23 protein-coding genes and 1 rRNA gene are annotated in these 23,725 nt (G+C 56.7%); 23 read left to right on the forward strand and 1 reads right to left on the reverse strand.

Annotated features, from left to right (window positions below; translation table 11 throughout):
* Positions 1 to 284 precede the first annotated feature (284 nt).
* Entirely contained in the window at positions 285 to 527 is a 243-nt protein-coding gene (locus JJB07_RS22350; RefSeq protein WP_201638331.1) for a YuzB family protein, read from the reverse strand.
* Between the two features lie 85 nt (positions 528 to 612).
* Here JJB07_RS22350 and JJB07_RS22355 point away from each other — a divergent pair, with 85 nt between their 5' ends.
* The 23 genes from JJB07_RS22355 to JJB07_RS22465 all read left to right on the forward strand — a co-directional run.
* A complete protein-coding gene (locus JJB07_RS22355) occupies positions 613 to 966 on the forward strand; it encodes a DUF7974 family protein (protein WP_201638332.1) in 354 nt (117 codons plus the stop codon).
* Between the two features lie 36 nt (positions 967 to 1,002).
* On the forward strand, positions 1,003 to 1,644 hold the full coding sequence (locus tag JJB07_RS22360; RefSeq protein ID WP_201638333.1) for a flagellar brake protein: 642 nt from the start codon (positions 1,003 to 1,005) through the stop codon (positions 1,642 to 1,644).
* 30 nt (positions 1,645 to 1,674) lie between these two features.
* Entirely contained in the window at positions 1,675 to 2,448 is a 774-nt protein-coding gene (locus tag JJB07_RS22365; RefSeq protein ID WP_201638334.1) for a class I SAM-dependent methyltransferase, read from the forward strand.
* 63 nt (positions 2,449 to 2,511) lie between these two features.
* On the forward strand, positions 2,512 to 2,904 hold the full coding sequence (gene crcB / locus JJB07_RS22370) for a fluoride efflux transporter CrcB (protein ID WP_201638335.1): 393 nt from the start codon (positions 2,512 to 2,514) through the stop codon (positions 2,902 to 2,904).
* Complete coding sequence (gene crcB, locus JJB07_RS22375; RefSeq protein ID WP_201638336.1) at positions 2,905 to 3,261, forward strand: fluoride efflux transporter CrcB; 357 nt, start codon at positions 2,905 to 2,907, stop codon at positions 3,259 to 3,261. It begins immediately after the preceding gene.
* Positions 3,262 to 3,285: 24 nt separating this feature from the next.
* Positions 3,286 to 4,302, forward strand: coding sequence for a PfkB family carbohydrate kinase (locus tag JJB07_RS22380; RefSeq protein ID WP_201638337.1), 1,017 nt, complete (start codon positions 3,286 to 3,288; stop codon positions 4,300 to 4,302).
* An 85-nt stretch (positions 4,303 to 4,387) separates the two neighbouring features.
* The gene (locus JJB07_RS22385; protein WP_201638338.1) at positions 4,388 to 4,705 is read left to right on the forward strand and encodes a hypothetical protein; all 318 of its coding nucleotides are present in this window, start codon (positions 4,388 to 4,390) and stop codon (positions 4,703 to 4,705) included.
* 82 nt (positions 4,706 to 4,787) lie between these two features.
* Positions 4,788 to 7,010 (forward strand): Tex family protein, encoded by a 2,223-nt coding sequence (locus tag JJB07_RS22390; protein WP_201638339.1) that lies wholly within the window; start codon positions 4,788 to 4,790, stop codon positions 7,008 to 7,010.
* Between the two features lie 338 nt (positions 7,011 to 7,348).
* Complete coding sequence (locus JJB07_RS22395; RefSeq protein WP_201638340.1) at positions 7,349 to 8,638, forward strand: tetratricopeptide repeat protein; 1,290 nt, start codon at positions 7,349 to 7,351, stop codon at positions 8,636 to 8,638.
* Positions 8,639 to 8,772: 134 nt separating this feature from the next.
* Positions 8,773 to 9,465, forward strand: a complete 693-nt coding sequence (locus JJB07_RS24320) for a C40 family peptidase (protein ID WP_283809186.1) — start codon at positions 8,773 to 8,775, stop codon at positions 9,463 to 9,465.
* A 131-nt stretch (positions 9,466 to 9,596) separates the two neighbouring features.
* Positions 9,597 to 11,246, forward strand: a complete 1,650-nt coding sequence (locus JJB07_RS22405) for a peptide ABC transporter substrate-binding protein (RefSeq protein ID WP_201638342.1) — start codon at positions 9,597 to 9,599, stop codon at positions 11,244 to 11,246.
* A 443-nt stretch (positions 11,247 to 11,689) separates the two neighbouring features.
* Entirely contained in the window at positions 11,690 to 12,700 is a 1,011-nt protein-coding gene (gene thiL, locus JJB07_RS22410) for a thiamine-phosphate kinase (RefSeq protein WP_201638343.1), read from the forward strand.
* A 14-nt stretch (positions 12,701 to 12,714) separates the two neighbouring features.
* A complete protein-coding gene (gene tsaE / locus JJB07_RS22415; protein WP_201638344.1) occupies positions 12,715 to 13,191 on the forward strand; it encodes a tRNA (adenosine(37)-N6)-threonylcarbamoyltransferase complex ATPase subunit type 1 TsaE in 477 nt (158 codons plus the stop codon).
* On the forward strand, positions 13,173 to 13,931 hold the full coding sequence (gene tsaB / locus JJB07_RS22420) for a tRNA (adenosine(37)-N6)-threonylcarbamoyltransferase complex dimerization subunit type 1 TsaB (protein WP_201638345.1): 759 nt from the start codon (positions 13,173 to 13,175) through the stop codon (positions 13,929 to 13,931). The genes tsaE and tsaB overlap by 19 nt, the downstream gene beginning before the upstream one ends.
* Positions 13,928 to 14,407, forward strand: a complete 480-nt coding sequence (rimI, locus tag JJB07_RS22425) for a ribosomal protein S18-alanine N-acetyltransferase (RefSeq protein WP_201638346.1) — start codon at positions 13,928 to 13,930, stop codon at positions 14,405 to 14,407. The genes tsaB and rimI overlap by 4 nt, the downstream gene beginning before the upstream one ends.
* A 6-nt stretch (positions 14,408 to 14,413) precedes the next feature.
* Complete coding sequence (tsaD, locus tag JJB07_RS22430; protein ID WP_201638347.1) at positions 14,414 to 15,511, forward strand: tRNA (adenosine(37)-N6)-threonylcarbamoyltransferase complex transferase subunit TsaD; 1,098 nt, start codon at positions 14,414 to 14,416, stop codon at positions 15,509 to 15,511.
* Between the two features lie 29 nt (positions 15,512 to 15,540).
* Complete coding sequence (locus tag JJB07_RS22435; protein ID WP_201638348.1) at positions 15,541 to 17,055, forward strand: M81 family metallopeptidase; 1,515 nt, start codon at positions 15,541 to 15,543, stop codon at positions 17,053 to 17,055.
* Between the two features lie 344 nt (positions 17,056 to 17,399).
* Positions 17,400 to 18,650 (forward strand): sugar ABC transporter substrate-binding protein, encoded by a 1,251-nt coding sequence (locus JJB07_RS22440; RefSeq protein WP_201638349.1) that lies wholly within the window; start codon positions 17,400 to 17,402, stop codon positions 18,648 to 18,650.
* A 90-nt stretch (positions 18,651 to 18,740) separates the two neighbouring features.
* The gene (locus tag JJB07_RS22445) at positions 18,741 to 19,667 is read left to right on the forward strand and encodes an ABC transporter permease subunit (protein WP_201638350.1); all 927 of its coding nucleotides are present in this window, start codon (positions 18,741 to 18,743) and stop codon (positions 19,665 to 19,667) included.
* A gap of 1 nt (position 19,668) precedes the next feature.
* Positions 19,669 to 20,496, forward strand: coding sequence for a sugar ABC transporter permease (locus JJB07_RS22450; RefSeq protein WP_201638351.1), 828 nt, complete (start codon positions 19,669 to 19,671; stop codon positions 20,494 to 20,496).
* A gap of 35 nt (positions 20,497 to 20,531) precedes the next feature.
* Positions 20,532 to 21,551, forward strand: coding sequence for a substrate-binding domain-containing protein (locus tag JJB07_RS22455; RefSeq protein ID WP_201638352.1), 1,020 nt, complete (start codon positions 20,532 to 20,534; stop codon positions 21,549 to 21,551).
* A 24-nt stretch (positions 21,552 to 21,575) separates the two neighbouring features.
* Complete coding sequence (locus JJB07_RS22460) at positions 21,576 to 23,303, forward strand: glycoside hydrolase family 13 protein (protein ID WP_201638353.1); 1,728 nt, start codon at positions 21,576 to 21,578, stop codon at positions 23,301 to 23,303.
* A gap of 309 nt (positions 23,304 to 23,612) precedes the next feature.
* Positions 23,613 to 23,725, forward strand: a 16S ribosomal RNA gene (locus JJB07_RS22465); the annotation flags it as partial.

The raw sequence follows: 23,725 nt of genomic DNA on the forward strand, positions 1-23,725 counted from the left end.
GTCTGTCCCTTACGAAACAGACCCTTTCCGCATGTAGTAGTATCAGGACTCAGGCTGACGCAAGTGAGCGAACACGCTTGGGAATGGATCAACGGAAAGGGGGTCTGTTTCATGTACGGCGTTTTCGGCGGTTACACCCGTTGGGCGGTGGTCTTCCTGATCATCTTTGTCCTGTTCTTCCTGCTCGTTCCGGGCTACGGAGCAACCGGTGGTTACTAATCCCTGATTGGTACCACAGAAAAGAAGCCGTGTAGACATTTGTCTACACGGCTTTTTTCGTACGCTTATTCGGTTGCCATCTCGGGTTTGAGCTTTTCCAAGAGTTCCTCTTTGGTATCGGCTTCGATCAGGTGGCGGTTGTTCGCCATGACGAAGAGTTTTTTGTAGCAGTTGCCGCAATTGCCCAAGCAGCCCCAGCGTTGACCTTTGAGGTCGGGGTGGTCCTTTTTGAGTTCTTCGAGGACCCAATCGGTGCCTTTGTCGGTGTTGCCGATGCAGACGTCTATTTTTTTGATCTCGAGGCTCATGTCTATTCATCCTTTTTCGACTTGTCTGTACTGATATTGTATCACAGCGAATACGATGTCTGAAAGCAGAGAGGAGGGCGCAGACATGCTCATCGTGCGGACCGACAAACCGACGTACAGCCGGGGAGAGACCGTGCGGATCACGCTTACGTGGAACAATGACAGCGAGGTACCGCATGAGGTGACGTTTACCAGCGCGCAGCGCTTTGACGTGGCCGTGGAACGGGACGAACAGATCGTGTGGCAGTGGAGCGCGGGGAAGTTTTTTGCGCAAGTGCTGACCACGCTGGTCATTGAGCCGGGCGACTCGCGCGTCTTCAAAACCGAATGGGATCAAAAAGGCTTCGACCACCAACTTGTTCCGCCGGGAACCTATGTGCTTCGTGCGTGGATCAAAGGAACCCACGACGAGGGCGGAACGTTGGTCGAGTTGACGTAGATCATAGGAGCAAGCGGCCCAAAAGGAGGCCTGACGATGACGATGCCCAAACTCTTTCAAGTCGTGACGTTGTATCGTATGCAAGAAGGAAGCGGCGAGACGTTGTACCGCGTTCGTGTCCAGGAAGTCGGGCCGAACACGCTCGTGCTCGAGGTGCCGCTTGGTCCCAAGAGCATTCCCGTGCGCATCCCCGCCGGCGAACGAGTTCGCCTGGGCTATACGATTGAGCACCGCGCGTTCTACACGTTCACGACGGTCGCTTTGGACGTCGAAGGGGAGGACATTCCCCAGTTGGTCGTTGCGACGCCGCGACAGGAGGACATTCGCAAAGTGCAGCGGCGGAATTTTTTTCGCGTGCCGGTGGCGTTGGAAGGCAAGTTGAAACGGCCGGACGGACGCGGGGTTCCGGTACACGTCTGCGATTTGAGCGGGGGCGGGTTTTCGTTTAAGTCACGCCTTCCGTGGCTTGCGTTGGAACAGGAATTGTCGGGGACGATTCGTTTGCCCCAGAGCGACGTGGAGTTTGCCGCCATCGTGCGGCGCTTGGAGTATCTGGAGGAGGTACAGCTCCATCTGTACGGGCTGGAATTCACCCAACTCCTAAACGCCCACCGCAACAAGATCGTCAAATACTGCCTCGAACGCCAAAGCAAACTCCTCAGAATCTCTCCCCCATGATAAACTGGGAATAAAAGGGGAGTGCTGACCATGCCAATCGACTTTCACGCGGAGAAGAACCGCGATACCTATGCGAAACGGGAAGCCAACGCATCGTGGAGCGAACTCCTGCGTGGGCTTTTTCCCGTGCAAGGACTTCAGGTTGCGGATATCGGGTGCGGGGGCGGCATCTATTCCAAAGCGTTGGCCGACATGGGTGCGGCGCAGGTGACGGGCGTTGACTTCTCCGAAGAGATGTTGACGGCGGCGCGAGTAAACTGTGCCGAGTTTTCCCACGTGAAGTTCGTGCAGGGCAACGCTCTGGCGACGGGGTTGCCGGACGGCGTGGCGGACGTCGTGCTGGAACGGGCGTTGACACATCACCTGCCCCAACGCGATTTGGCGGCGTGCTTTGCAGAGGCTCGGCGGATTCTCAAACCGGGCGGGGTCTTGCTGGTGCAGAACCGCACGCCGGAAGACTGTTTGTTGCCGGGCAGCGAGACGCACTTGCGCGGGTATTTTTTGGAGAAGTACCCACGGCTTCGGGATCGGGAGGTCGGACGGCGGCATGACTCCCGGACGATGAACGAAGCGTTGCAGGAGGCAGGCTTTGCCGATGTGACGGAGCAAAACGTCTGGGAGACGCGCCGTGTGTATGCGACGGGGGACGAGTTGCGAAACGATCTCTTGGCGCGGACGGGGCGTTCGATTTTGCACGAGTTGAACGACAGCGAGCTGGCAGATTTGGTAGACTATATCGTAGACAAACTGCCGCCGCAAGAGATCGTGGAGCAAGACCGCTGGACGATCTGGTCCGCGAGATAGGCAGCGAGTCCGCGCCGAGGCGTGCGGGCTCGTTTTTTATAGAAAAAAGGAAGTGGTGGGTGCATGTTCGGGCAATATCTCGCCGTCATGATCGGCGGTGCGTTCGGTGCCGTTTTGCGCTACGGAGTGAGCGTGTGGGTGACCGCCGTGCCTTGGAAGATTCTCGGGATCAATTGGGTCGGGTGTTTCTTGCTCGGACTGCTCCATGCGTATGCCGCTCGCACAGGTCGTGTGCCGGAGTGGGTGCGCGTGGGACTGGGAACGGGGGTGCTGGGCGGGTTCACGACGTTCTCGACGTTTAGCGTGGATTCGGTGACTCTGCTGCGACACGGGCAGTGGGGCGAATTGACGTTGTATGTGGTCGGGAGCCTCGTCGGAGGGGTCCTGCTTGCCTGGGCCGGCACGTGGCTGGGTCGGCGGGGTCGTTCGGGAATTGCACAGGAGGTGGCACGATAGATGGGAGCTTTCTGGGTGTTGCTCGGCGGCTGTGTCGGTGCGCCGCTGCGGTTCGGAGTGAGCCGATTCGTCGGGAAACGGTGGAAGGGCGGGTTCCCGCTCGGGACGTTTTTGATCAACGTGGCAGGCTCGGTTTGTTTGGGCGCGTTGTACGGGGCGGAGCTGAGTCCCACGGCGACGTTGCTTTTTGGAACCGGGCTGTTGGGGGCGTTTACGACGTTTTCCACGTTCGGGGTGGAAGCGGTGGGGCTTGTTGAGAAAAAAAAGCCCGTACTCGCGGTGCTGTACGTGCTGTCCTCCGCGTTGTTCGGTCTCCTCGGGGCGTATCTCGGGCAGGCGTGGTATACTGGGCTGTAGAGAGCAAAACAGGGGGTATTTTCCATGTTTGACGTGTTAGCGATTGGGGAGATGCTGATCGACTTCACACCGTCTGCGCGCGGTGTCGGTCTGGCGGAAGTCCCCGCGTTTGAGAAAAAACCGGGCGGCGCTCCGGCGAATGTCGCTGTCGGCGTGGCCAAGCTCGGCGGGCATGCGGCGTTTCTCGGCAAGTTTGGACAGGACCCGTTCGGGGACTTTTTGATCGGGACGTTGGAGCAGTACGGGGTTGATACGGTCGGGTGCGTGCGCACGACGGAAGCCAAGACAGGGCTTGCGTTCATCGCCGTGGCGGACAATGGCGAGCATGAATTCCATTTCTACCGCGACCCGTCGGCCGACATGCTGCTCAGCGAAGACGACATTCGCGAAGAGTGGATTCAAAACTCGCGCATCGTCCACGTCGGTTCGGTGACGCAGGTGTTGCCCGAAGCGACCCGAGCAACTCGAAAAGCGTTGGAGTTGGCGCGCAAGCACGGCGTCATCACCTCGTTCGACGTCAACTTCCGACTGGGCATCTGGCGCGGGCGGGAAGAGGAAGGCAAGCGGAAGATCTTCGACACGATCGCGTTGACCGACGTGTTGAAAGTCAGCGAGTCGGAGATGACGTTCCTCACCGGCACGGAAGATGTGGAGCAAGGAGCGCAGATGTTGCTCGATCTGGGGCCGAAGATCGTCTTCGTGACTTTGGGAGAGCGGGGCGTGTATTACATCACGCCCAAGCACCGCCGACGCGTCCCGACGTTTCGTGTGACGCCCGTCGATGTGACGGGAGCCGGAGACGGCTTCGTCGCAGGGTTCCTCCGCCAATTGGCGGATCGCATCCAAGGGCGGGGCATCGACTATTCGCTCGCCATGCACGAAGAAATCGAAGAGATGACCCGCTACGGCGCCGCCGTCGGAGCGCTCACCGTCTCGCAGATGGGGGCGATTCCCGCTCTGCCGACCAAGGAAGAAGTGTTCCAGTTCATGTACAAAGGAGCGAAGCGCAACCCGCTTCGAATTCCGACGCACGGCGAATAGAGAGAGAAGCACCACTTCGCGTGAGGAGTGGTGTTTTTCCTGTAGAAGCGTTTCCCATCCCATCCGCAGACAAGGCAGGTGTCCCATGTCCTCCTCTATGGAAAGTTTTCTCGCCTTCCTGTTTCAATTCATCTGGCCCGGAGCGATCCTCGCGGCGATCACGGCGGCCGTCGCGATCTGGCGTCGTCATTTTATCTGGTTGTTGATTTCGACGTTGTGCCTGACTCCGTTTCTGTTCTACCTCGGCATGACCCCGCGCTTTACCTACGCGCCGTACTTTTTGATCCTGCACGCGTTCGCCATCCTCAACATGCGTCGGGGGCATGTCAAAGTCGCTTCCGTCGCCTTGATTCCCACGCTGGTACTGGCTCTCTACGTCGCGTATCTCGTCCTCGCACAATAATTTTGGGCATGCTGGTACGAGGACTTCCCGGCTTGCAACGCGAAGAGTAGAGCAAGACCGATTGCACGAAGGAGGAACAGCTTTGACCGACACACGACAGAATTTTACCCGCCGCATCGCCGAAGAACTCCACTTGCGGCACAACCAAGTCGAAGCCGCCGTCGGGCTACTCGACGAGGGCAACACGATCCCGTTCATCGCCCGGTACCGCAAGGAGATGACCGGCGAACTCGATGAAAACCAACTGCGCGACGTCCAAGAGCGCCTGCAATTCATGCGCAACCTCGCGTCTCGCCAAGAGGAAGTACACCGCCTCATCGACGAGCAGGGCAAGCTGACCCCTGAACTTACAACCGCCATCCAGAGCGCGAAAACGCTGACCGAACTGGACGACCTCTACCGCCCCTACCGACCGAAGCGCAAGACGAGAGCTTCCGTCGCACGGGAAAAAGGTCTCGAACCCCTCACGAGCTGGCTTCTCGACCACCCGACGGGTGACGTACTCGCCGAAGCCGCCCGCTACATAAACGAAGAAAAAGGCGTCACCACAGCAGAGGAAGCCCTCCAAGGAGCGCTCGACATCTTCGCCGAGGACGTCACCGATCACGCGACGACCCGCCAGAAAGTCCGTGAACTCACCCTGCGCAAAGGTTCGATCAAAAGCGTCGCCACAGGCAAAGCGGATGAAGAGACGGACGTCTACGCGATCTACGCCGACTACGAAGAACCGCTGGCGAAAGTCCCGCCGCACCGCATCCTCGCGATGAACCGCGGCGAGCGCGAAGACGCCCTGCGCGTGAGCATCGCCGCTCCGACGGGCGAGATTCAGCAGTTGCTGGAACGATTGCACATGCCGAACAAGCCGACCGCAGCCAATGAGCATTTGCGGGCGGCGCTGGAAGACGCATACAAACGCCTGCTGGCTCCGTCCATCGAGCGCGAAGTCCGAGGCAGTTTGACGGAGAAAGCGGAGGAACAGGCGATCAAAGTCTTCGCCCAGAACTTGCGCAACTTGCTCTTGCAACCGCCCGTGCGCGGCAAAACGGTCATGGCGGTCGACCCAGCGTACCGCACCGGCTGCAAAGTGGCGGTCGTCGACGAGACAGGCAAAGTCCTCGACATCGCCGTCACCTACCCGACCCCGCCGAACAACAAAATCAACGAAGCGAAAAAAATCCTCACCAACCTGATCGAAAAAAACAACGTCCAAGTCATCGCCATCGGCAACGGCACCGCCTCTCGTGAAACGGAAGCGTTTGTCGCCGAACTGATCGGTGAACTGGAAAGCCCGACGTCGGGCAAATCGCCCCGCGAACTCGCTTATCTCATCGTCAACGAAGCGGGAGCCTCGGTCTACTCCGCTTCCAAACTCGCAGGCGAAGAATTCCCGTCCCTCGACGTCGCCGAGCGTTCGGCGATCTCCATCGGGCGCCGTTTGCAAGACCCGCTGGCGGAACTGGTCAAAATCGACCCGAAATCGGTCGGCGTCGGCCAATACCAGCATGATGTCTCGCAGAAGCATCTCGAAGAACAGCTCGGCGCAGTCGTCGAATCGGCGGTCAACTCTGTCGGCGTCGATCTCAACACCGCGTCGCCCTCGCTGCTCTCGTACGTCTCCGGCCTCTCTGCGACCGTTGCCAAAAACGTCGTCGCGTACCGTGAAGAGATCGGCAAATTCACCTCGCGCAAACAACTGGGCAAAGTCCCGCGTCTGGGCCCGAAAACCTACGTGCAAGCGGTCGGCTTCCTGCGCATCCCCGATGCGGTGTACCCGCTCGACAACACGCCGATTCACCCGGAATCCTACGAAGCCGCGGAGAAACTGCTCGCCGAACTCGGACTCCACGTGGCGGACGTCACCAACTCCGCCAAGCGGGACCTCGTCCAAGAACGTCTGCAAAGCTTGAACTTGCAACAAACGGCCGAATCTCTCCAAGTCGGGGTGCCGACGCTCAAAGACATCGTCGAAGCGCTGCAAAAGCCCGGCCGCGACCCGCGCGATGAGTTGGAACCGCCGCTCCTGCGCAAAGACGTGCTCAAGATGGAAGACCTTCAATCGGGCATGATCCTCAAAGGCACCGTCCGCAACGTCGTGGACTTTGGCGCATTCGTAGACATCGGAGTCAAGCAGGACGGCCTCGTCCACATCTCCGAACTTGCCGACCGCTTCGTCAAAAACCCGATGGACGTCGTGCAAGTCGGCGACATCATCGACGTCCGCGTCCTCGGTGTGGATTTGAAAAAAGGCCGCGTCTCGCTCTCTCGACGCAACCTCACGCCGGAAACCGTCTCCACTTCTCTGTAACACGGACGTAATTCAGTCGTAATAAACGTAAATTTTCTGAAAATATATTGACTTGTTCGTAGAACTTGAGTAGGATAAAAGAGACGGAATCACACCACAACTTTCCATTGTTCAGCCCCCGGTGCGCGACAGCGCGACTGGGGGCCTTTTTTTTGCTTCCGTATGCTTGCAGGGAGTGAACGGCAGGTCTGTTCGGTTCGAATTCGATGAGCGGTCTCTTGCTTTTAATACGATTTCGCTGGAATGGTAAGTGATAATTAATTATTGTATAGACGCTCTTATTCTCCTGATGTATAATTCGAATATACACACTAGCGAATAAAGGCAGGTGCTATCCCATGTTCTCCTTGGGCCAACGAATCCGTGAACTCCGCTTGAAAAAAGGTCTGACGCAGATCGATCTCTCTCGTGAAATTTGCACCCCGAGCATGATCTCTCAAATCGAATCTGACCGCGCCCGGCCATCTTACACGATATTGTACGCACTTGCGGACAAGTTAGAAGTTCCGTTGGAGCGATTGCTTGTCGATGTCGATCTCAACCTCGAATACATTTCCACCTACAAAATGGCGCGTGCGATGGTCTCCGCCGGCGAATACGCTTCGGCGATCCCGCTGTTGGTCGATCTCGTGGAGACCCCGCGTCCGCAGATTCCGATGCTTGAGATTCAATTCGATCTCGCCGAATGCTACTTGTTCACCGAACACTATGAAGAGTCGGAGAGCGCGTTTCATCTCGTGATGGAACAGGCGATTTTGCGCAAGGACCACCCGCTGATGTTGCAAGTCTTGCGCTACCTCGGCCAGTTGGAGTTCTTCCGCCACCGCTACCAACTCGCCGTCTACCATTGGCAACGCGCGCTGGAAACGGCCGAACGACTGCCGGACGTCGATTCCTCCCTGCGCGCTTCGATCTACCATCACTTGGGTTCGGCACACGCGAAACTGGGTCTGATGTATGACGCGATCGCGTTCTATGAGGAAGCGTCCAAACTCTACGAGGGCTTGGAGAACCTCCATGAGATCGGAGAGGTCTACTTGGGCCTCGGGCTCACCTACCAGCGTCTGCACGAACTCAAACGAGCTCAGGAATTTTCGGAAAAAGCGCTGGCGATCTTCGTGGGTCTCGACAACACCGTGATGACCTTGCGCCTGCAAGTCACCCGCGCAGCTCTGCTGGCTCGCGTGGGACGAGCAGAGGAGGCAATCCCCATGCTTCGCGACGTGATCGAGGAATTCCACGGACTCGGTAACAAAGAACAGCAGGGAATCGCCTGTGTGGAACTCGCCAAAGTCTTCGTGCTCACGGGCGAGCTGCAACGAGCCGAGGAAGTTTGCCAGACGGCGCGCAACTTGCTCCCGGAACTGCATGTTCACCAAGGATGGGTCAACCGCGTCTTCGGCCGTATCGCGATCGAACAAGGTCAGCGAGAGGAGGGACTGCGCCGCTTGCAGAAAGCGGTAGACTGTTTCAAGCGACTCGGAGAAGCGGGCGAGTGGGACGACACGATGTACGAAATCGTCGAACTTCATCTGCAAGACGAGAACTACCGCGACGCCTACTTCCTCCTCGAGGAGATGCGCCGCTTCGGGCGGGAAGTGTTCGAAAGTCGAGGCATCGTTCTGTAGCCGGGCAGAGGATTGTGTTGACATAATGTCTGAATATTCACTGGATGAATCTACTAGCCAACTCTTCCAACCATGTATGCTAGAATCCAAGTATGCATTCATTATGCAACATTCCCAGAGGAGGAAGCCCTCGCATGAACAGAATTCTCCGCTCCTTGGCCTTCGCATCGCTTTCCATGTTGGCGCTCGCTCCGACCGTGACGTCCCTGCACCCGCAGGCGGCACACGCCGAGACCACCTCGACGACGTATACCAACCTGTCCCTTGGCATGAGTTCTCCGCTCGTGTCCGACTTGCAGACGCACTTGAATGTGCTCGGCTATTACAACTACCCGAGCATCACCGGCTATTACGGCCCGATCACGGCGCAAGGAGTCAAGGACTTCCAAACTGCCTACGGTCTGTCTGCAGACGGCATCGCCGGCCCGATCACCCAACAAAACATCGACCACGCCCTGCTCAAGAAAACCATCGTAGAAGACACCTACAAGTACGTGGGCATCCCGTACCTGTGGGGCGGCAGCACGACGTCCGGATTTGACTGCTCCGGCTATGTCTACTACATGTTCACCACGCACGGCGTGCCGATCCAACGCACCTCGTCGGCGACGATGTACACGTGGGGAACTCCGGTTTCCTCGGACAAGCTGATGCCGGGCGATCTCGTGTTCTACTCTTTGAGCATGAACGGGCAAGTCTCGCATGTCGGAATCTATCTCGGGAACGGCCAATTCATGTCGGCGCTTTCCTCCAAAGGCATTTACACGCAATCTCTCTCCAGCACGTACTGGGCAACGAAATTCGTGGGTGCGAAGCGAATCTACTAAAATGCTGTAAACGATGCCAGCAGTTGATTGACTGCTGGCTATTTTTATCATTGTATAGGCACCCGATTTCTGGTATATTTGTCTAAGTTTTCAGATACAAATAAGTAATCTAAATAGGGGGCTGTGACGATATGAACAAACGCAAATGGATGGGCGTTGGCCTGGCTGTTTCCATGCTGTCTGCCGCGTTGGTAGGCTGTGGAACGAAAGACGATTCGAATGCAACGAAAGAAAACACCGCGGCGACGAACGAACCGCAAGAAATCAATTTGACGATTGGCGATGAAGTGCCGTCTCTTGACTCTGTCAAAGGCACCGACTCCATTTCGTTTACCATACTGGGACAGATCAACGAAGGTCTGATCCGACTCGATGAAAAAGGCCGCCCGGTGGCAGGCGTCGCGAAGGAATGGAAAACGTCCGAAGACGGCAAAACCTACACCTTCACCCTGCGCGATGATGCAAAATGGTCGGACGGCTCGAACGTAACCGCCCAAGACTTCGAATACGCGTGGAAGCGCGGCCTCGACCCGGCGACCAAGTCTGACTATGCGTTCATGCTCTCGTGGATTGAAGGCGGCGAAGCGTACAACGCCGGCAAAGGCTCTGTCGATGCAGTGGCCGTCAAAGCCAAAGATGCGAAAACCTTGGAAGTCAAACTGACCTCTCCGAAGCCGTTCTTCCTCGAACAGTTGGCGTTCCCGACGTTCTTCCCGCAGAAGAAGGAGTTCGTTGACAAGTCGGGCGACAAGTTCGGCGGCGACGTGGACAAAGTATTGTCCAACGGTCCGTTCAAACTGTCCGCTTGGTCGCACGAACAGTCGGTCGAACTCGTCAAGAACGACACCTACTGGGACAAAGCGAATGTCAAGTTGACCAAAGCGACCTTCCAAGTCGTCAAGGATGCAGGCGCTCGTGAGAACCTCTACGAATCCGGTCAAGTCGACCGCGCGCTGCTCTTGGAAGACCAAGTGGATCGCTACAAGGATAAAAAAGACGAATTCTCCCGCCGCGCCGATCTCGCGTCCGGCTACTTGGAGTACAACGAAGCGCGTCCGGTTCTGGCAAACGTGAAGATCCGCCAAGCACTCACCTACGCGATGGACGGCGACAAATTCACCGACGTGGTCTATCACGATGGTTCCACCGGCGCAACCGGTCTCGTTCCGACCGGCATCTCGGACGGCCAAGGCGATTTCCGTGAACACAACGGCGACCTCGTCAAGCGTGCCGACAACCTCAAGAAAGCCAAAGACCTGTTGGCGGAAGGCTTGAAAGAACTGAACATGACGTCGCTTCCGGCGATCAAACTGCTGTGCAGCGACTCCAGCTCCTCGAAAAAAGGGTCGGAGTTCATCAAGGAACAATGGCGTACGAACCTCGGCATCGATGTCCAGATCGAACTGGTTCCGTTCAAACTGCGTCTGCAAAAGCAACGCACGCACGACTACGACATTTCGCTTAGCAACTGGGGCGCGGACTACAACGACCCGATGACGTTCCTCGACCTGTTCGTAGGCGACGGTCCGTTCAACGACGTGCAGTACAAGAACCCGAAGTACGACGAACTGATCAAATCCGCGCAATCGGAACCGGATGCCAAGAAGCGTATGCAATCGCTCTACGACGCAGAGAAGCTCCTGATGAACGACATGGCGATCGGCCCGGTCTACTTCAGCGCTTCCTCCTTCGCGACCAAGCCGTACGTCAAGAACTGGGTCCCGCGCGTTTCCGGCCCGGACATGGACCTCAAGTACACCTACATCCAAGGCAAGAAGTAAGCCGACGGACAAAAAAAGAGCTCCCACGACCCGAGGGTCGTGGGAGCTTTTTTCATAGAGACGTGACGACGTTGCTGGCTGATCTGGTGTTTACGAGCAGCGGTGCGGCTCTTTGGAAGAATGCCGGACCCCCGTTTCCTTGTGATCCAAAGCTTGCTGAAGTGCGTAGCGGGTCAACAACCCCACACCTGCAAGTACTGATCCCATGAAAAACAATTCTGCTAGAAACATCCCTATACTGCCCAAAAAGGTTCACCTCGTCATAAGTTTCCTAGATTTTTATAGGTACTTCTACAATACGCGAAGATCCGCCAAATTAAAATGGGTAAATCGTGCAATTTTTTGAAAATACATCCGGCAGAGAGGGTCGGAAGGCCATTTTTTGCGTTTATCAGGCAAGGATAGGTATAATAGGAAAAGGTACATAAGGGCGGGTGAATTCTGTGAAGATACGTGAGATCGGGGAGTTCGGTTTGATCGACAAGATCACCGGACGACTCGGAAGGGGAGACGACAGCGTGGTCGTCGGCATTGGGGATGATGCGGCTGTTACAGCCTATGCCCAAGGGCACCACGTGGTGACAACGACCGACATGCTCGTGGAGGGCGTGCATTTTCGCAGCGATACGATCGACGATCGATCGCTTGGATACAAGTCGTTGGCGGTCTCGATCAGTGACATCGCCGCGATGGGGGCCCTGCCCAAACACGCCGTCATCTCGTTGGCGATTCCCGTTGAGATGGACGTCGAACGCCTCGAAGACCTCTACACGGGCGTCGCCGACATCTGCGAAGAGTTCCAAACCACCGTCGTCGGCGGTGATATCGTGAAAACCAGCGGGCCGTTCGTGATCTCCGTCACGCTGCTCGGGCAAGTGGAAGCGGGACGAGCTTTGCTTCGATCCGGCGCGAAACCGGGCGATCTGCTGTTCGTGACGGGGACGGTCGGCGGTTCGGCGGCCGGGCTTCAGTACATCCAACAGCAACATTCGGAGGGAGTCGTTCCCACGGAGGTCGCCGACCCTCTTCTCCAAGCCCATCAACGCCCGCGCCCGCAAGTCGAAGCTGGCAGGCTGCTGCTGGAATCGGGCGTCTGCACCTCGCTCAACGATGTTTCGGACGGTCTGGCCAGTGAGTGCAACGAGATTGCGAAGATGAGCGGCGTGACTCTCGTGCTTCTTGCGGAGCAGATCCCTCTGCACGCAAGCGTCAGACGCTACGCCGAAATCTCGGGTCAGCAAGCGATTGACTGGGCGCTGTTTGGAGGGGAAGATTATCAACTGGTCGGCACGATGCAACCGGACTCGGCCGAGCAGATGCAAGCGCTTTTTGAAAAAAACGGCCTGACGTGCACCGTCATCGGCCGTGTCACCGACGGTGCAGTCGGTGTGACGCTGCAACGCGGTGGACAAACCTATGAGTTGAAGCCGAGAGGGTACAATCATTTCGGCTAAGGAGTTGAGAACTTGTGTTAAACTACGCAACGGCCTCAAGTGAGGAAACCCAAGCGCTGGCGAAACGCCTTGGCGAACGGGTCCAACCGGGCGATGTGCTGTGCCTCTCGGGAGATCTGGGAGCTGGCAAGACGACGTTCACCCAAGGGTTGGCGCGTGGACTCGGTGTGGAGGAACCTGTTTCTTCGCCGACGTTTACGATTATCAAGGAATACGATGACGGGCGCATCCCGCTCTACCATATGGACATCTACCGCCTTGGAGACGCGGCGGTACACGAAGACCTCGGGTATGACGAGTATTTTTACGGCGAGGGTGTTTCGGTGATCGAGTGGTCGGAATTTCTGGAGGACTTGATTCCGGAAGACCGTCTGCTCGTTCACATCACGCTCGCAGAGGGGGACGGTCGTCATTTGCAGATGACGGCAACCGGCCCGCGCTCATCTGCACGACTAAAGGAGTTGGAACAACTGTGCCCTACCTCGCACTAGATACTGCCACGACCTCGCTTTCCGTTGCTGTGGGAGAGCGCGGCAAGCTGTTTGGCGAAGCGACGACGCAGCTCTCGCGCAACCATTCCGTGAAATTGATGCCGCTTGTGGAAAACCTGCTCAACGACCTCGACATCGAACCGTCCCAACTCAAGGGCTTCGTGATCGGGCGGGGTCCGGGTTCCTATACAGGCGTGCGCATCGCGGTGACGGCGGCGAAAGCGATGGCTTTTGCGATGAACATCCCGTTGGTCGGCGTCTCGACGCTGGACGGGTTGGCTCGTCACGGGGCGCTCTCCGACGCGCTGGTCGTGCCGATGCTCGATGCACGTCGCAAGCAAGCGTACACGGCGATGTATGAGAACCAGAACGGTTTTTTTGTGAAGATTCAAGAAGACCGTCTGCTGGTGCTCGATGACATCGTTCGCGGGATCAATTCCCGCATGGTCGTGCGCCGTCTCGACAAGTCCAAGCCGGCGCAAGTGCTCCTCTTGGGCGACGGTGCCGAAAACCACCGCGACGAACTTCAGGAAAAACTCGGCGACAAAGTCCGCTTTGCCACGTCGCCCGCACAGAACTTTGTGCGTGCCGCCCATCTGCTCGATGTCGGCATCCCGTTGCTTCAAGCCGGGGAGTTCCATGACACGGCGACTTTTGCCCCCGAGTATTTGCAGTTGGTCGAAGCGGAAGCGAAGTGGTTGGCGGCCCAAGCGGCAGCCAAGGGGGGCGAGACGTCATGATCGGCATCATGGAATATCGCCGTATGACGCTCGACGACATCCCGCGCATCATGGAAATTGAGCACAAGTCGTTCTCGCTGCCGTGGTCGCAAGAAGCGTTTGCGTTGGAGTTGACCCAGAACCATTTCGCCAAGTACGTCGTGGCGGTGTTGGACGGTCTCGTCGTCGGATACGGCGGGACATGGGTCATCATCGACGAAGCGCATGTGACGAACATCGCCATTCACCCCGATTTTCGGGGCAAGAAACTCGGCGAAGAATTGATGAAGCAATTGATGGTGCTCGCCATCGCCCACGGAGCGGAGCGGATGACGCTGGAAGTGCGCGTCTCGAACACCGTCGCCCAGAATCTCTATCTGAAATTGGGCTTCCTCTCTCACGGCATTCGCAAGGGCTATTATACGGACAACAACGAAGACGCGATGATCATGTGGGCCGATCTGCCGCGTCCGATGACAGACGTAGAAATGGAGTAACTTCGTATGGGATTTCAACAACGAGTGCGTGACAAATACAACGCCGATCGTGCGTCCGGCAAACCGGTCGTCATCCTCGGCATCGAGACGTCCTGTGATGAGACGTCCGCTTCGGTGATTCGCGACGGCAACGAGATTCTCTCAAACGTCGTCTCGTCTCAGATCGAAATTCACAAACGCTTTGGCGGCGTCGTGCCGGAAGTGGCTTCGCGTCGCCATGTGGAGAACGTCAACGATGTCGTCGAAGAAGCGCTGACGCAAGCGGGCATGACGATCGATGACCTCTCCGCTGTTGGCGTTACGTACGGGCCGGGGCTCGTCGGCGCTTTGCTCGTCGGCGTTTCGTGGGCGAAAGCATTGTGCTGGGCCAAGAGCATTCCGATGATCGGCGTTCAGCATATCGCGGGCCATATCTACGCCAACTTCCTGTCCGGCGGGATGGAACCGCCGCTTTTGGCGTTGGTCGTGTCGGGCGGGCATACAGAAATCGTTCACATGCCCGCACACGGCGAGTTCGAATTCCTCGGACGAACCCGCGACGACGCAGCGGGGGAAGCGTATGACAAAGTCGCCCGTGCGATGGGGCTCCCGTACCCCGGCGGTCCGCAGATTGATCGCTTGGCGTTGGAGGGCAATCCGGAAGCGTATGCGTTCCCGAGAGCGTGGATCGATGATGAATCGATGGACTTTTCCTTCTCCGGTTTGAAATCGGCGGTGCTCAACACGATGCACAACGCCGAACAACGCGGAGAACCGTGGAAGCAAGAAGACATCTCGGCGTCGTTCCAAGCGGCGGTTGTCGAAGTTCTGGTCGAGAAAACCGTGCGTGCCGTCCGAAAAACAGGTGTCAACAACGTCGTCGTCGCCGGAGGAGTCGCCGCCAACCGCGGGTTGCGTGCGGCGCTTGCGAAGCGGGCGGAGGAAGTCGGATTCAGCGTTCACTTCCCGACATTCGACCTCTGTACAGACAATGCCGCCATGATCGCGGCGGCGGCGTTCCCGATGTATGAAAAAGGTCGCTTCCACGACCTCGATCTGAACGCCATCGCCTCCCTCAGTTTGACGAAATGGGCGGACACGCCGACGATCCAATTCATGAAGTAGAAAAAAGAGGACAGAGAGGCCGGCGGGAGATGAAAAAGCGGATCGCAGTGGGGATACTCAACCAAGAGACGAATTCCTTTTCCCCGATTGGATCGACTCGGGATGTGTGGCGGGTTCTGATGACGGGGCAGGAGATCATGGAGCAATTTCCTGGTTCACGGACGCCTGTGGGAACTTTCATGCAGATTGCAAAACGCGAGGGCTGGGAGTTGATTCCGACGCTGTGCGCCGTGGCAGGTTCGTCCGGAGTAACCGACCGGGAGATGTATGCGTGGATGAGGTCGCAAATTCTCGAACCGATTGAGCGGGAGCGGCCGGATGCGGTGTTTCTGTTCTTGCACGGAGCGATGATGGCCGAGGGAGTGGACGATGTCGAGGGTGATCTGGCGGTTGCCGTCAAGCAGTTGATCGGAGACCGTCCGCTGTTGCTGGAGATGGACTTGCACGGCAACATCACGCCGGAGATGGTCGCGCATTGCGACGGTGTGTTTGCGTATGACACCAATCCGCACGTCGATGTGGTCGAACGGGCGATGGAAGCCGGGGAGTTTTTGCGCAAGATCTTTGACGGAGCGCAACCTGTGGTTCGATCTGCGCACCCGCCGATGATGCCGCCGACCCTTAACATGCGAACGGCGGAGGGGCCGATGTTCGATTTGTTTGAGTTGGCTCGCGAATGGGAGCAGAAACCGGGGATCGTGAACGTCTCGATTTTCGGCGGGTTTCCCTATTGCGACTTCGCAGGGGCGGGGCTGTCGGTGGTGACCACGGCGGACGGAGACCCTGAACTGGCCCAGCTCTGCTCCGATGCGATTGCGGCACGAGCGTGGGAGATTCGGGAGCAGTTTGGTAAAGACGTGCTGCCGGTGGAGCAGGCGATGGACGTGATTCACGAGTTGCTGCAAGAGGCGCAAGAGCGGAGTTCGCTGCAAGCGTATGACGATCTTTTTTTCCAACCGGTGCGGCGTCCGGTCGTAGTGGCGGATGTCAGCGACAATCCGTTTGGCGGGGGTTCGTCAGATACGACGGGGTTGCTTCGCGAATTGTTGAAGCGTCCGGTGGAGGGGGCCGTCGCGGCGGCGATCTACGACCCGGAAACGGTGCAACGGGCGATCCAAGTAGGCGTAGGCGGGCAAGCGGAATTCGCGATCGGCGGGAAGTTGGCACCGCAGTACGGGGCGCCTTTGCAAGTGCGTGGCAGGGTGCGAGTGTTGACCGACGGACGCTTTGAGGCGCGGGGGACGTGGTCGCCGGGAACGACCGATGTGGGCTTGACGGCTGTGATCGAAGTCGAGGGCATGAAACTTGTGTGCACCTCTGTGCGCTACCCGTGCAACGACGCAGACTTGCTTCGCCACGCGGGAATCGACCCGCTCGGGACGCCGCTGATCGTGTTGAAGTCGCGAGGGCACTTCCGAGCGTCATTTGAACCGTTGGCACACGCCATCCTCGAAGTGGATGCGCCCGGTCCGGCCTCGCCCGATCTGTCGCGCAACACCTACGAGCGCATCCGTCGTCCCATTTGGCCGATTCATCTTGCATAAACAACGAGTCCGACTCACACAATACAAGTATTGACCTGAACGTGTGCAACTCGTAGCGGGCGTTTGCACAAAAAAAGGTGTGAGTCGGGCGATTTCGTGATAAATTTTCCACTTCACAAAACTTTCGAAACTCTCTTTCCTACCGTTGACCAAACCAAACGGGCGGTCTATACTCAGAGATAGACGAACGTTTGGAGCTATGATCACAGGATAGGAAAGCGGTGTCAAAATTTTTTAGAGAAGTGTGCAAACGCTTGCCTCAATCCGCATATCTATTCTGATATAGTGAAAGCGTTTACCAAAGACCAAAGAGCAGGTCCTATTGCTAAGGGGGAAATAACGAGATGAACACGTCTTGGAAAAAAGCAGTATCCGTGCTGGCAACCGCTGGTGTCATGGCTTCTCTGCTGGTTGGCTGTGCAAGCTCCGGCGATGACAAGAAGGCAGACGAAGGCACCGCGACTCAAACAACCGGCGGAAAAGCAAAACTGACCGTCTGGTCTCACTGGGGCGACGCGGAGCTTGAAGCTCTGAAATCGGTTGCGCAAGAATGGGCAACCAAAACGGGCAACGAAGTCAACGTCCAAATCGACAACGACAAGGAATTCCAAAACTACTCGACCGCCGCTCGTTCGGGCAAAGGCCCGGACATCCTCTTCGGTCTCCCGCATGACAACCTCGGCACCTTTGCAAAAGCGGGCCTGCTCGCAGAGCTCCCGTCCGGCGAAGTGAACCAAGCGGACTACGTACCGGTCGCGTTCCAAGGCACCACCGTTGACGGCAAAGTCATCGCAATGCCGATCTCGATGGAAACCTACGGCCTCTACTACAACACCGACAAAGTGAAATCCGTGCCGACCACCTGGGCTGACTTCGTCGCTTCCGCTCAGCAAAACGGCTTCATGTACGACATCAACAACTTCTACTTCACCTATCCGTTCATCCAAGGTTACGGCGGATATGTGTTCAAGAACAACGCAGGTACTTACGACACCAACGACATCGGTCTGGGCAATGAAGGCGCTAAGAAAGGCTACCAATTGATCGCCGATATGGTCAACAAATACAAGTTCATGCCGGCAGACGTGAACGGCGACATCGCGAAAGGCAAGTTCACTTCCAAGAGCACCGCGTACTACATCTCCGGTCCGTGGGACGTAGAAGCTGTGAAAAAAGCAGGCGTGAACTTCGACATCGCTCCGCTCCCGACGCTTGAAAACGGTCAAAAACCGAAAACCCTCGTCGGCATCCAAACGGGGATCGTCTCCACCAAGTCCCAACATCAAAAGGAAGCTTGGGACCTGCTGAAGTACATCTCTGAAAACGGCTCCAAGAAATTCCTCGAAGCGGGCGCTCGCATCCCTGTCGTCAAATCGCAACTCGAAGACGCTTCCTTCAAAAACAACAAAACCGCAGTTGCGTTCGCGAACATCGCGGCAAACGGCGAACCGATGCCGAACATCCCGTCCATGGCGGCTGTTTGGACTCCGGAAGGCAACAACCTCAAGCTGATCACCTCCGGCAAGTCCGCTCCGGACAAAGCTGCAGGCGACATCCTCAGCCAGATCAAAGAAGGTATTGCAACGCAACAATAACGTCACAGACTGTCACTTTTGACAACAACAAGCGGGGCATCGGAAGATGCCTCGTTCTCCTTATTCGGTAGGAGAAGGGAGGGGACCCACGTGGCCAGAACGATAAAGAGAAAGAAACAAAACTCATTGATTCCGTTTGCATACCTGTCCCCGGCTTTGCTGACGATTGCCGTCTTCAGTTTGGGACCGGTCATTTACACGATCTATCTGTCGTTCACCAACTTCAACTTGAACCACTTTGACACGTTCCAGTTCGTCGGGTTCGATAACTACAAGGCGATTCTCACGGGTCCGTTCTTCAAAGTGTTTGCTCCGGTCTTTTTATGGACGGTCGTCTATGCGTTGCTGGCAACCGGCATGTCCTATATGGTCGGGTTGATTCTTGCGGTGTTGCTCAACAACGAGCGCATGAAGGAATCGAATTTCTACCGCGCCATCCTCGTCATTCCGTGGGCTTTGCCGGCGGCGATCGCCATCCTCGCGTGGCAAGGTCTCTACAATGAATCGTTCGGTCAGTTCAACCTGTTGCTCAGCAAGATCGGGCTGGATAAAATTCCGTGGTTGTCCGATCCGTTCTGGGCGAAGTTTGCCGTCATCCTGACGACGATCTGGCTTGGCTACCCGTTCATGATGAACGTCTGTCTCGGGGCGTTGCAAGCAATCCCGAAAGACCTCTACGAAGCGGCCGACATCGACGGTGCAGGCCGTTGGAAAAAGTTTATTTCCGTCACATTGCCGGGTCTCACCTCGTCGACCCTGCCGTTGTTGATCTCGTCGTTTGCGTTTAACTTCAACAACTTCGGGGCGGCGTTCTTGATCACCGGCGGTGGTCCGCCGCGTCCGGATACGCAGTTTGCAGGTTATACGGACATTCTCGTCTCGTCGGCGTACTCGATGACGCTGACGTTTAACCGATACGATCTCGCATCGGCGCTGTCTCTGATCATCTTCTTGATCGTCGGCACGCTGAGTTTCATCAACATGAAATATACAAAAGCTTTCGAGGAGGTGGACTAAGATGAAAGGATATGACGCGTTTAACCTCTGGATCTCCCGGATCATTATCTGGATAGCGGTCTTGGCTTCGATCCTACCTCTGTTCTTCGTCTTAACCGCCTCGTTCTCGTCGGGTGAAGCTTTTTTCTCTGAACAACTCATTCCGAAGTCGTTTACGTTTGAGAATTACCAGCATGTGTTGACGGCGACCAACTTCCCAATTTGGATGAAGAACTCGTTGATCTTGGGCTTCTCCGTTGCGGTTCTTCAGACCATCCTGACGGCTCTGTCGTCCTATGCGTTCTCGCGCTTGCGGTTCTTCGGACGCAAATACGGGTTGATGTCGTTGTTGATCTTGCAGATGTTCCCGAACTTCATGGCGGTTTCGGCCATTTTCGGCCTGCTGGTCAAACTGGACCTCATGGACAATCTCTTTGCGCTGATCTTGGTGTTTGCAGGCGGGAACGCGTTCAACATCTGGCTGATGAAGGGGTACATCGACTCCCTGCCGCGAGAGCTCGACGAAGCAGCAAGGGTGGACGGCGCGAATTCTTGGCAGATCTTCTGGCGCGTGATCTTGCCGCTGTCTCTGCCGATGCTTGCGGTCGTGTTCCTGTTTTCGTTCATCGGGGTCTTCTCCGAGTTCGTGCTGTCTTCGGCTCTGTTGAAAACGCCGGAGAACTTGACATTGGCAGTCGGTTTGCAGCAATTTATTAAGAATGAGTTCGCGGCGAACTGGACGCAATTCGCGGCGGCGGCCGTTATGGCCTCGCTTCCGGTCGTCATCGTGTTCTCGATTATGCAACGCTGGATTGCCGGCGGTCTGATGGCCGGTTCTGTCAAGGGTTAAACCAGAGGTTTCAACAGGGAAGGAGGCTGGCACACGTGACGGCTACGATTAAGGACGTTGCGGCGCGTGCTGGGGTATCCCCTTCCACCGTCTCGCGCGTCATCTCCAACCATCCGCGCATTTCGGAAAAAACGAAACGTGAAGTCCGTCTTGCGATGGAGGAATTGGGGTATCACCCCAACATGATGGCGCGCAGTCTTGCCAAGAAAAGTTCAGAAGCGATCGGCGTGCTGATTCCGAGCACCACCGAGGAGTTTTTTATGAACCCGTTCTTTCCGGAAGTCTTGCGCGGCATCACCGATGTGGCGAAGCGTGAGGGATATGACTTGCTTTTGTCCACGTCCGATTCGGGCAAAGAGGATGTTCGCTCTCTCACGCGCATGATTCACGGAAAGCGTGTGGATGGCGTGTTGCTGTTGTCTTCGCGCATGCACGATCCGCTGATGCAGGTCTTGCAGGAGAATCCGTTCCCGGTTTCGATGATCGGTCGTCCCGAAATTCCTCTGCCGATTGCTTGGGTGAACAACGACAACGTGGACGCTTGTTACCGAGCGACTCGTCACCTGATTGAACTCGGGCACCAACGCATCGGGTTCTTGGGCGGGGACGAGAAGTTTGTGGTGACAAGCGACCGTTTGCAAGGGTACAACCAAGCGCTGGACGAAGCGGGGATTCCTGCGGATCGCAGGCTGATGTTTGCGAGTTCGTTTATGGAACAGGGCGGCTACCATGGCATGACGCGACTGCTCGCTTTGCCGGATCGGCCGACAGCCGTGGTGGCGTCGGATGACTTGTTTGCATTTGGCGCCATGCGCGCAGCCGGTGAACTTGGATACCGCATTCCGGAAGACATTGCGGTGGTAGGGTTTAACAATGTACGTTTGACGGAGATGTCGAACCCGTCGCTCACGAGCGTTGATGTTCATATTTATGAACTGGGCGTCACGGCTGCGAACTTGCTGATTGAGCAGATGCGCAGCGGCGAGATGTCGGAGCGGCACGTGATTGTCCCGACGCAGTTGGTTGTGCGACACTCGTGCGGCGGTCTGGGGTAAGCAGAGAGAAAGAAGGGCTGTGTAATGAACCAGGAAGCCATTTTTCATATGTCCCACGGCGCGTATGCATACGCGCTGGGACCGCACCATGCGGTGATCAAACTTCGTGCCAAGCGCGGGGACTTGAAATCGGTCAACATGGTGCACGAAGACCGCTTCGAACTGCCCGGCTCCTATGCGACACAAGAATTGAACTACGCAGGTTCGGACGAGTTGTATGATTACTTTACAGCGGTGGTGGAGACGCAGACCAAACGGATTCGCTACCGTTTTTTGTTGGACAGCGGCGCGGAACAGATGTGGTTTGGCGAACGGGCGATTTCAAACGTCGCCGATTTTGCCGGCTGGTTCCAACTGGCGTACTTGCCGACGCGCGACCTGTTCGTGATTCCCGAGTGGGCGAAGAGTGCGGTCGTGTATCAGATCTTCCCGGACCGCTTCCAAAACGGCAACCCGGCGAACGACCCGGAAGGCATCCGTCCGTGGGGCGAGCTGCCGCGGGCCGATACGTTTTTCGGTGGGGATTTGCAAGGGATTTTGGATAAGCTCCCGTACTTGGAGAACTTGGGCGTCAATTTGATTTATTTGACCCCGATCTTCCTGTCGCCGTCGACGCATAAGTACGACACGGCGGATTACTACCAAATCGATCCGGTGTTTGGCGATCTGGAGACGTTCAAGCGTCTGGTGGAGAATGCGCATGTGCGCGGCATTCGCGTGATGCTTGACGCCGTGTTCAATCATTGCGGGGCGGAGTTCCCGCCGTTCCAAGATGTGTTGGAAAAAGGCGAGGAGTCGGAGTATGCGGACTGGTTCCACATTCACAGCTTCCCGGTCGATCGTGAGGAAGTGAACTACGAGACGTTCGCGAATCATGTGTCGTCGATGCCGAAGTTGCGCACGGAGAATTTGAAGGTGCGCGATTACTTGCTGGATGTGGCGGAGTACTGGGTGAAGGAAGTGGGGATCGACGGATGGCGTCTCGATGTCGCCAATGAAGTTGACCACGCGTTCTGGCGCGAATTCCGTGATCGTGTGCGGGCGGCGAACCCGGAGACGTTGATCATTGGCGAGGTCTGGAACGATTCATCGCCGTGGTTGCAAGGCGATCAGTTTGACGGCGTGATGAACTATTTGTTCCGCGATGCGGCGATTGAGTTTTTTGCAAAGCGGACGATTAGTGCGGATCGCTTCGATGCGATGCTGACCAAGACGCGGATGATGTACAAGCGTCAAGCGAACCTCGCGATGTTCAATTTGCTGGGGAGTCATGACACGGCGCGTTTCTTGACGATCTGTCACGAGCGGGAGGAACGGATGCGTCTGGCGGTCGTGTTCCAGATGACCTATGTGGGGATTCCGGAAGTCTACTACGGCGATGAGGTCGGGATGGTTGGGGAAACCGACCCGGATTGCCGTCGGACGATGATCTGGGAGGAGGAGCGGCAGAACCGCGAGTTGTTCCGTCTCCACCAGCAACTCATCTCGATTCGCAAGGCGCACCCGGCGTTGCAGACCGGTCTGTACCGTGCGGTGAACAAAGACGCGTTGCACAACCTCTATGGGTTCGTGCGCGAGACGCAGGATGAGTCGATCTACATTTTGCTGAACAACGGCAGCGGCAACCATTGGGTGACGTTGCCGGAGGGTGTCAGTGGGCAAGACCTGTTGACCGGCCGGATCTACAGCGGCACATTTGATTTGGAACAGTACGGGTTCCGCATTCTCTTGCTGAGCGGCGGGACTGTCTAACTTGGTTTGGAAAAAGGGCTTCTGGCCGCGCGGCGTGGAGAGATCACGCCGTGCGACAGAAGCCTTTTTGTATGGCGGGCGAATTTGTTTGCGTTTGTTTCGGGGGGTTGGTTGAGGAAGCGGGGTGGGCATGATAAGATTGCTCTTGTCGCCGCGAGAGAGTGGCGGTTGAAATTGAGTGTTGACAGATTGCTGAGTGATGTGGTAGTCTAATAAACGTCGCCGCGAGAGACAAGCGGTTGATGAGATTGATCCTTGAAAACTAAACGAGTGATAGATGAAGATCGATTCGAGTCAGTGAACCAAACTTTTATTGAGAGTTTGATCCTGGCTCAGGACGAACGCTGGCGGCGTGCCTAATACATGCAAGTCGAGCGGACTGATTCGGGGCTTGCTCCGATGAGGTCAGCGGCGGACGGGTG

This window comes from Tumebacillus amylolyticus (assembly GCF_016722965.1).
Classification (GTDB): Bacteria; Bacillota; Bacilli; order Tumebacillales; family Tumebacillaceae; genus Tumebacillus; species Tumebacillus amylolyticus.

Coding starts and splice junctions, on each gene's coding strand:
- JJB07_RS22405 (WP_201638342.1), top strand. CDS start 9,597: ATGAACAAACGCAAATGGATGGGCGTTGGCCTGGCTGTTTCCATGCTG.
- tsaD (WP_201638347.1), top strand. CDS start 14,414: ATGGGATTTCAACAACGAGTGCGTGACAAATACAACGCCGATCGTGCG.
- crcB (WP_201638336.1), top strand. CDS start 2,905: ATGGGAGCTTTCTGGGTGTTGCTCGGCGGCTGTGTCGGTGCGCCGCTG.
- JJB07_RS22395 (WP_201638340.1), top strand. CDS start 7,349: ATGTTCTCCTTGGGCCAACGAATCCGTGAACTCCGCTTGAAAAAAGGT.
- JJB07_RS22380 (WP_201638337.1), top strand. CDS start 3,286: ATGTTTGACGTGTTAGCGATTGGGGAGATGCTGATCGACTTCACACCG.
- JJB07_RS22365 (WP_201638334.1), top strand. CDS start 1,675: ATGCCAATCGACTTTCACGCGGAGAAGAACCGCGATACCTATGCGAAA.
- crcB (WP_201638335.1), top strand. CDS start 2,512: ATGTTCGGGCAATATCTCGCCGTCATGATCGGCGGTGCGTTCGGTGCC.
- JJB07_RS22355 (WP_201638332.1), top strand. CDS start 613: ATGCTCATCGTGCGGACCGACAAACCGACGTACAGCCGGGGAGAGACC.
- JJB07_RS22385 (WP_201638338.1), top strand. CDS start 4,388: ATGTCCTCCTCTATGGAAAGTTTTCTCGCCTTCCTGTTTCAATTCATC.
- JJB07_RS22460 (WP_201638353.1), top strand. CDS start 21,576: ATGAACCAGGAAGCCATTTTTCATATGTCCCACGGCGCGTATGCATAC.
- JJB07_RS22440 (WP_201638349.1), top strand. CDS start 17,400: ATGAACACGTCTTGGAAAAAAGCAGTATCCGTGCTGGCAACCGCTGGT.
- JJB07_RS22435 (WP_201638348.1), top strand. CDS start 15,541: ATGAAAAAGCGGATCGCAGTGGGGATACTCAACCAAGAGACGAATTCC.
- JJB07_RS22360 (WP_201638333.1), top strand. CDS start 1,003: ATGACGATGCCCAAACTCTTTCAAGTCGTGACGTTGTATCGTATGCAA.
- rimI (WP_201638346.1), top strand. CDS start 13,928: ATGATCGGCATCATGGAATATCGCCGTATGACGCTCGACGACATCCCG.
- JJB07_RS22450 (WP_201638351.1), top strand. CDS start 19,669: ATGAAAGGATATGACGCGTTTAACCTCTGGATCTCCCGGATCATTATC.
- JJB07_RS24320 (WP_283809186.1), top strand. CDS start 8,773: ATGAACAGAATTCTCCGCTCCTTGGCCTTCGCATCGCTTTCCATGTTG.
- JJB07_RS22350 (WP_201638331.1), bottom strand. CDS start 527: ATGAGCCTCGAGATCAAAAAAATAGACGTCTGCATCGGCAACACCGAC.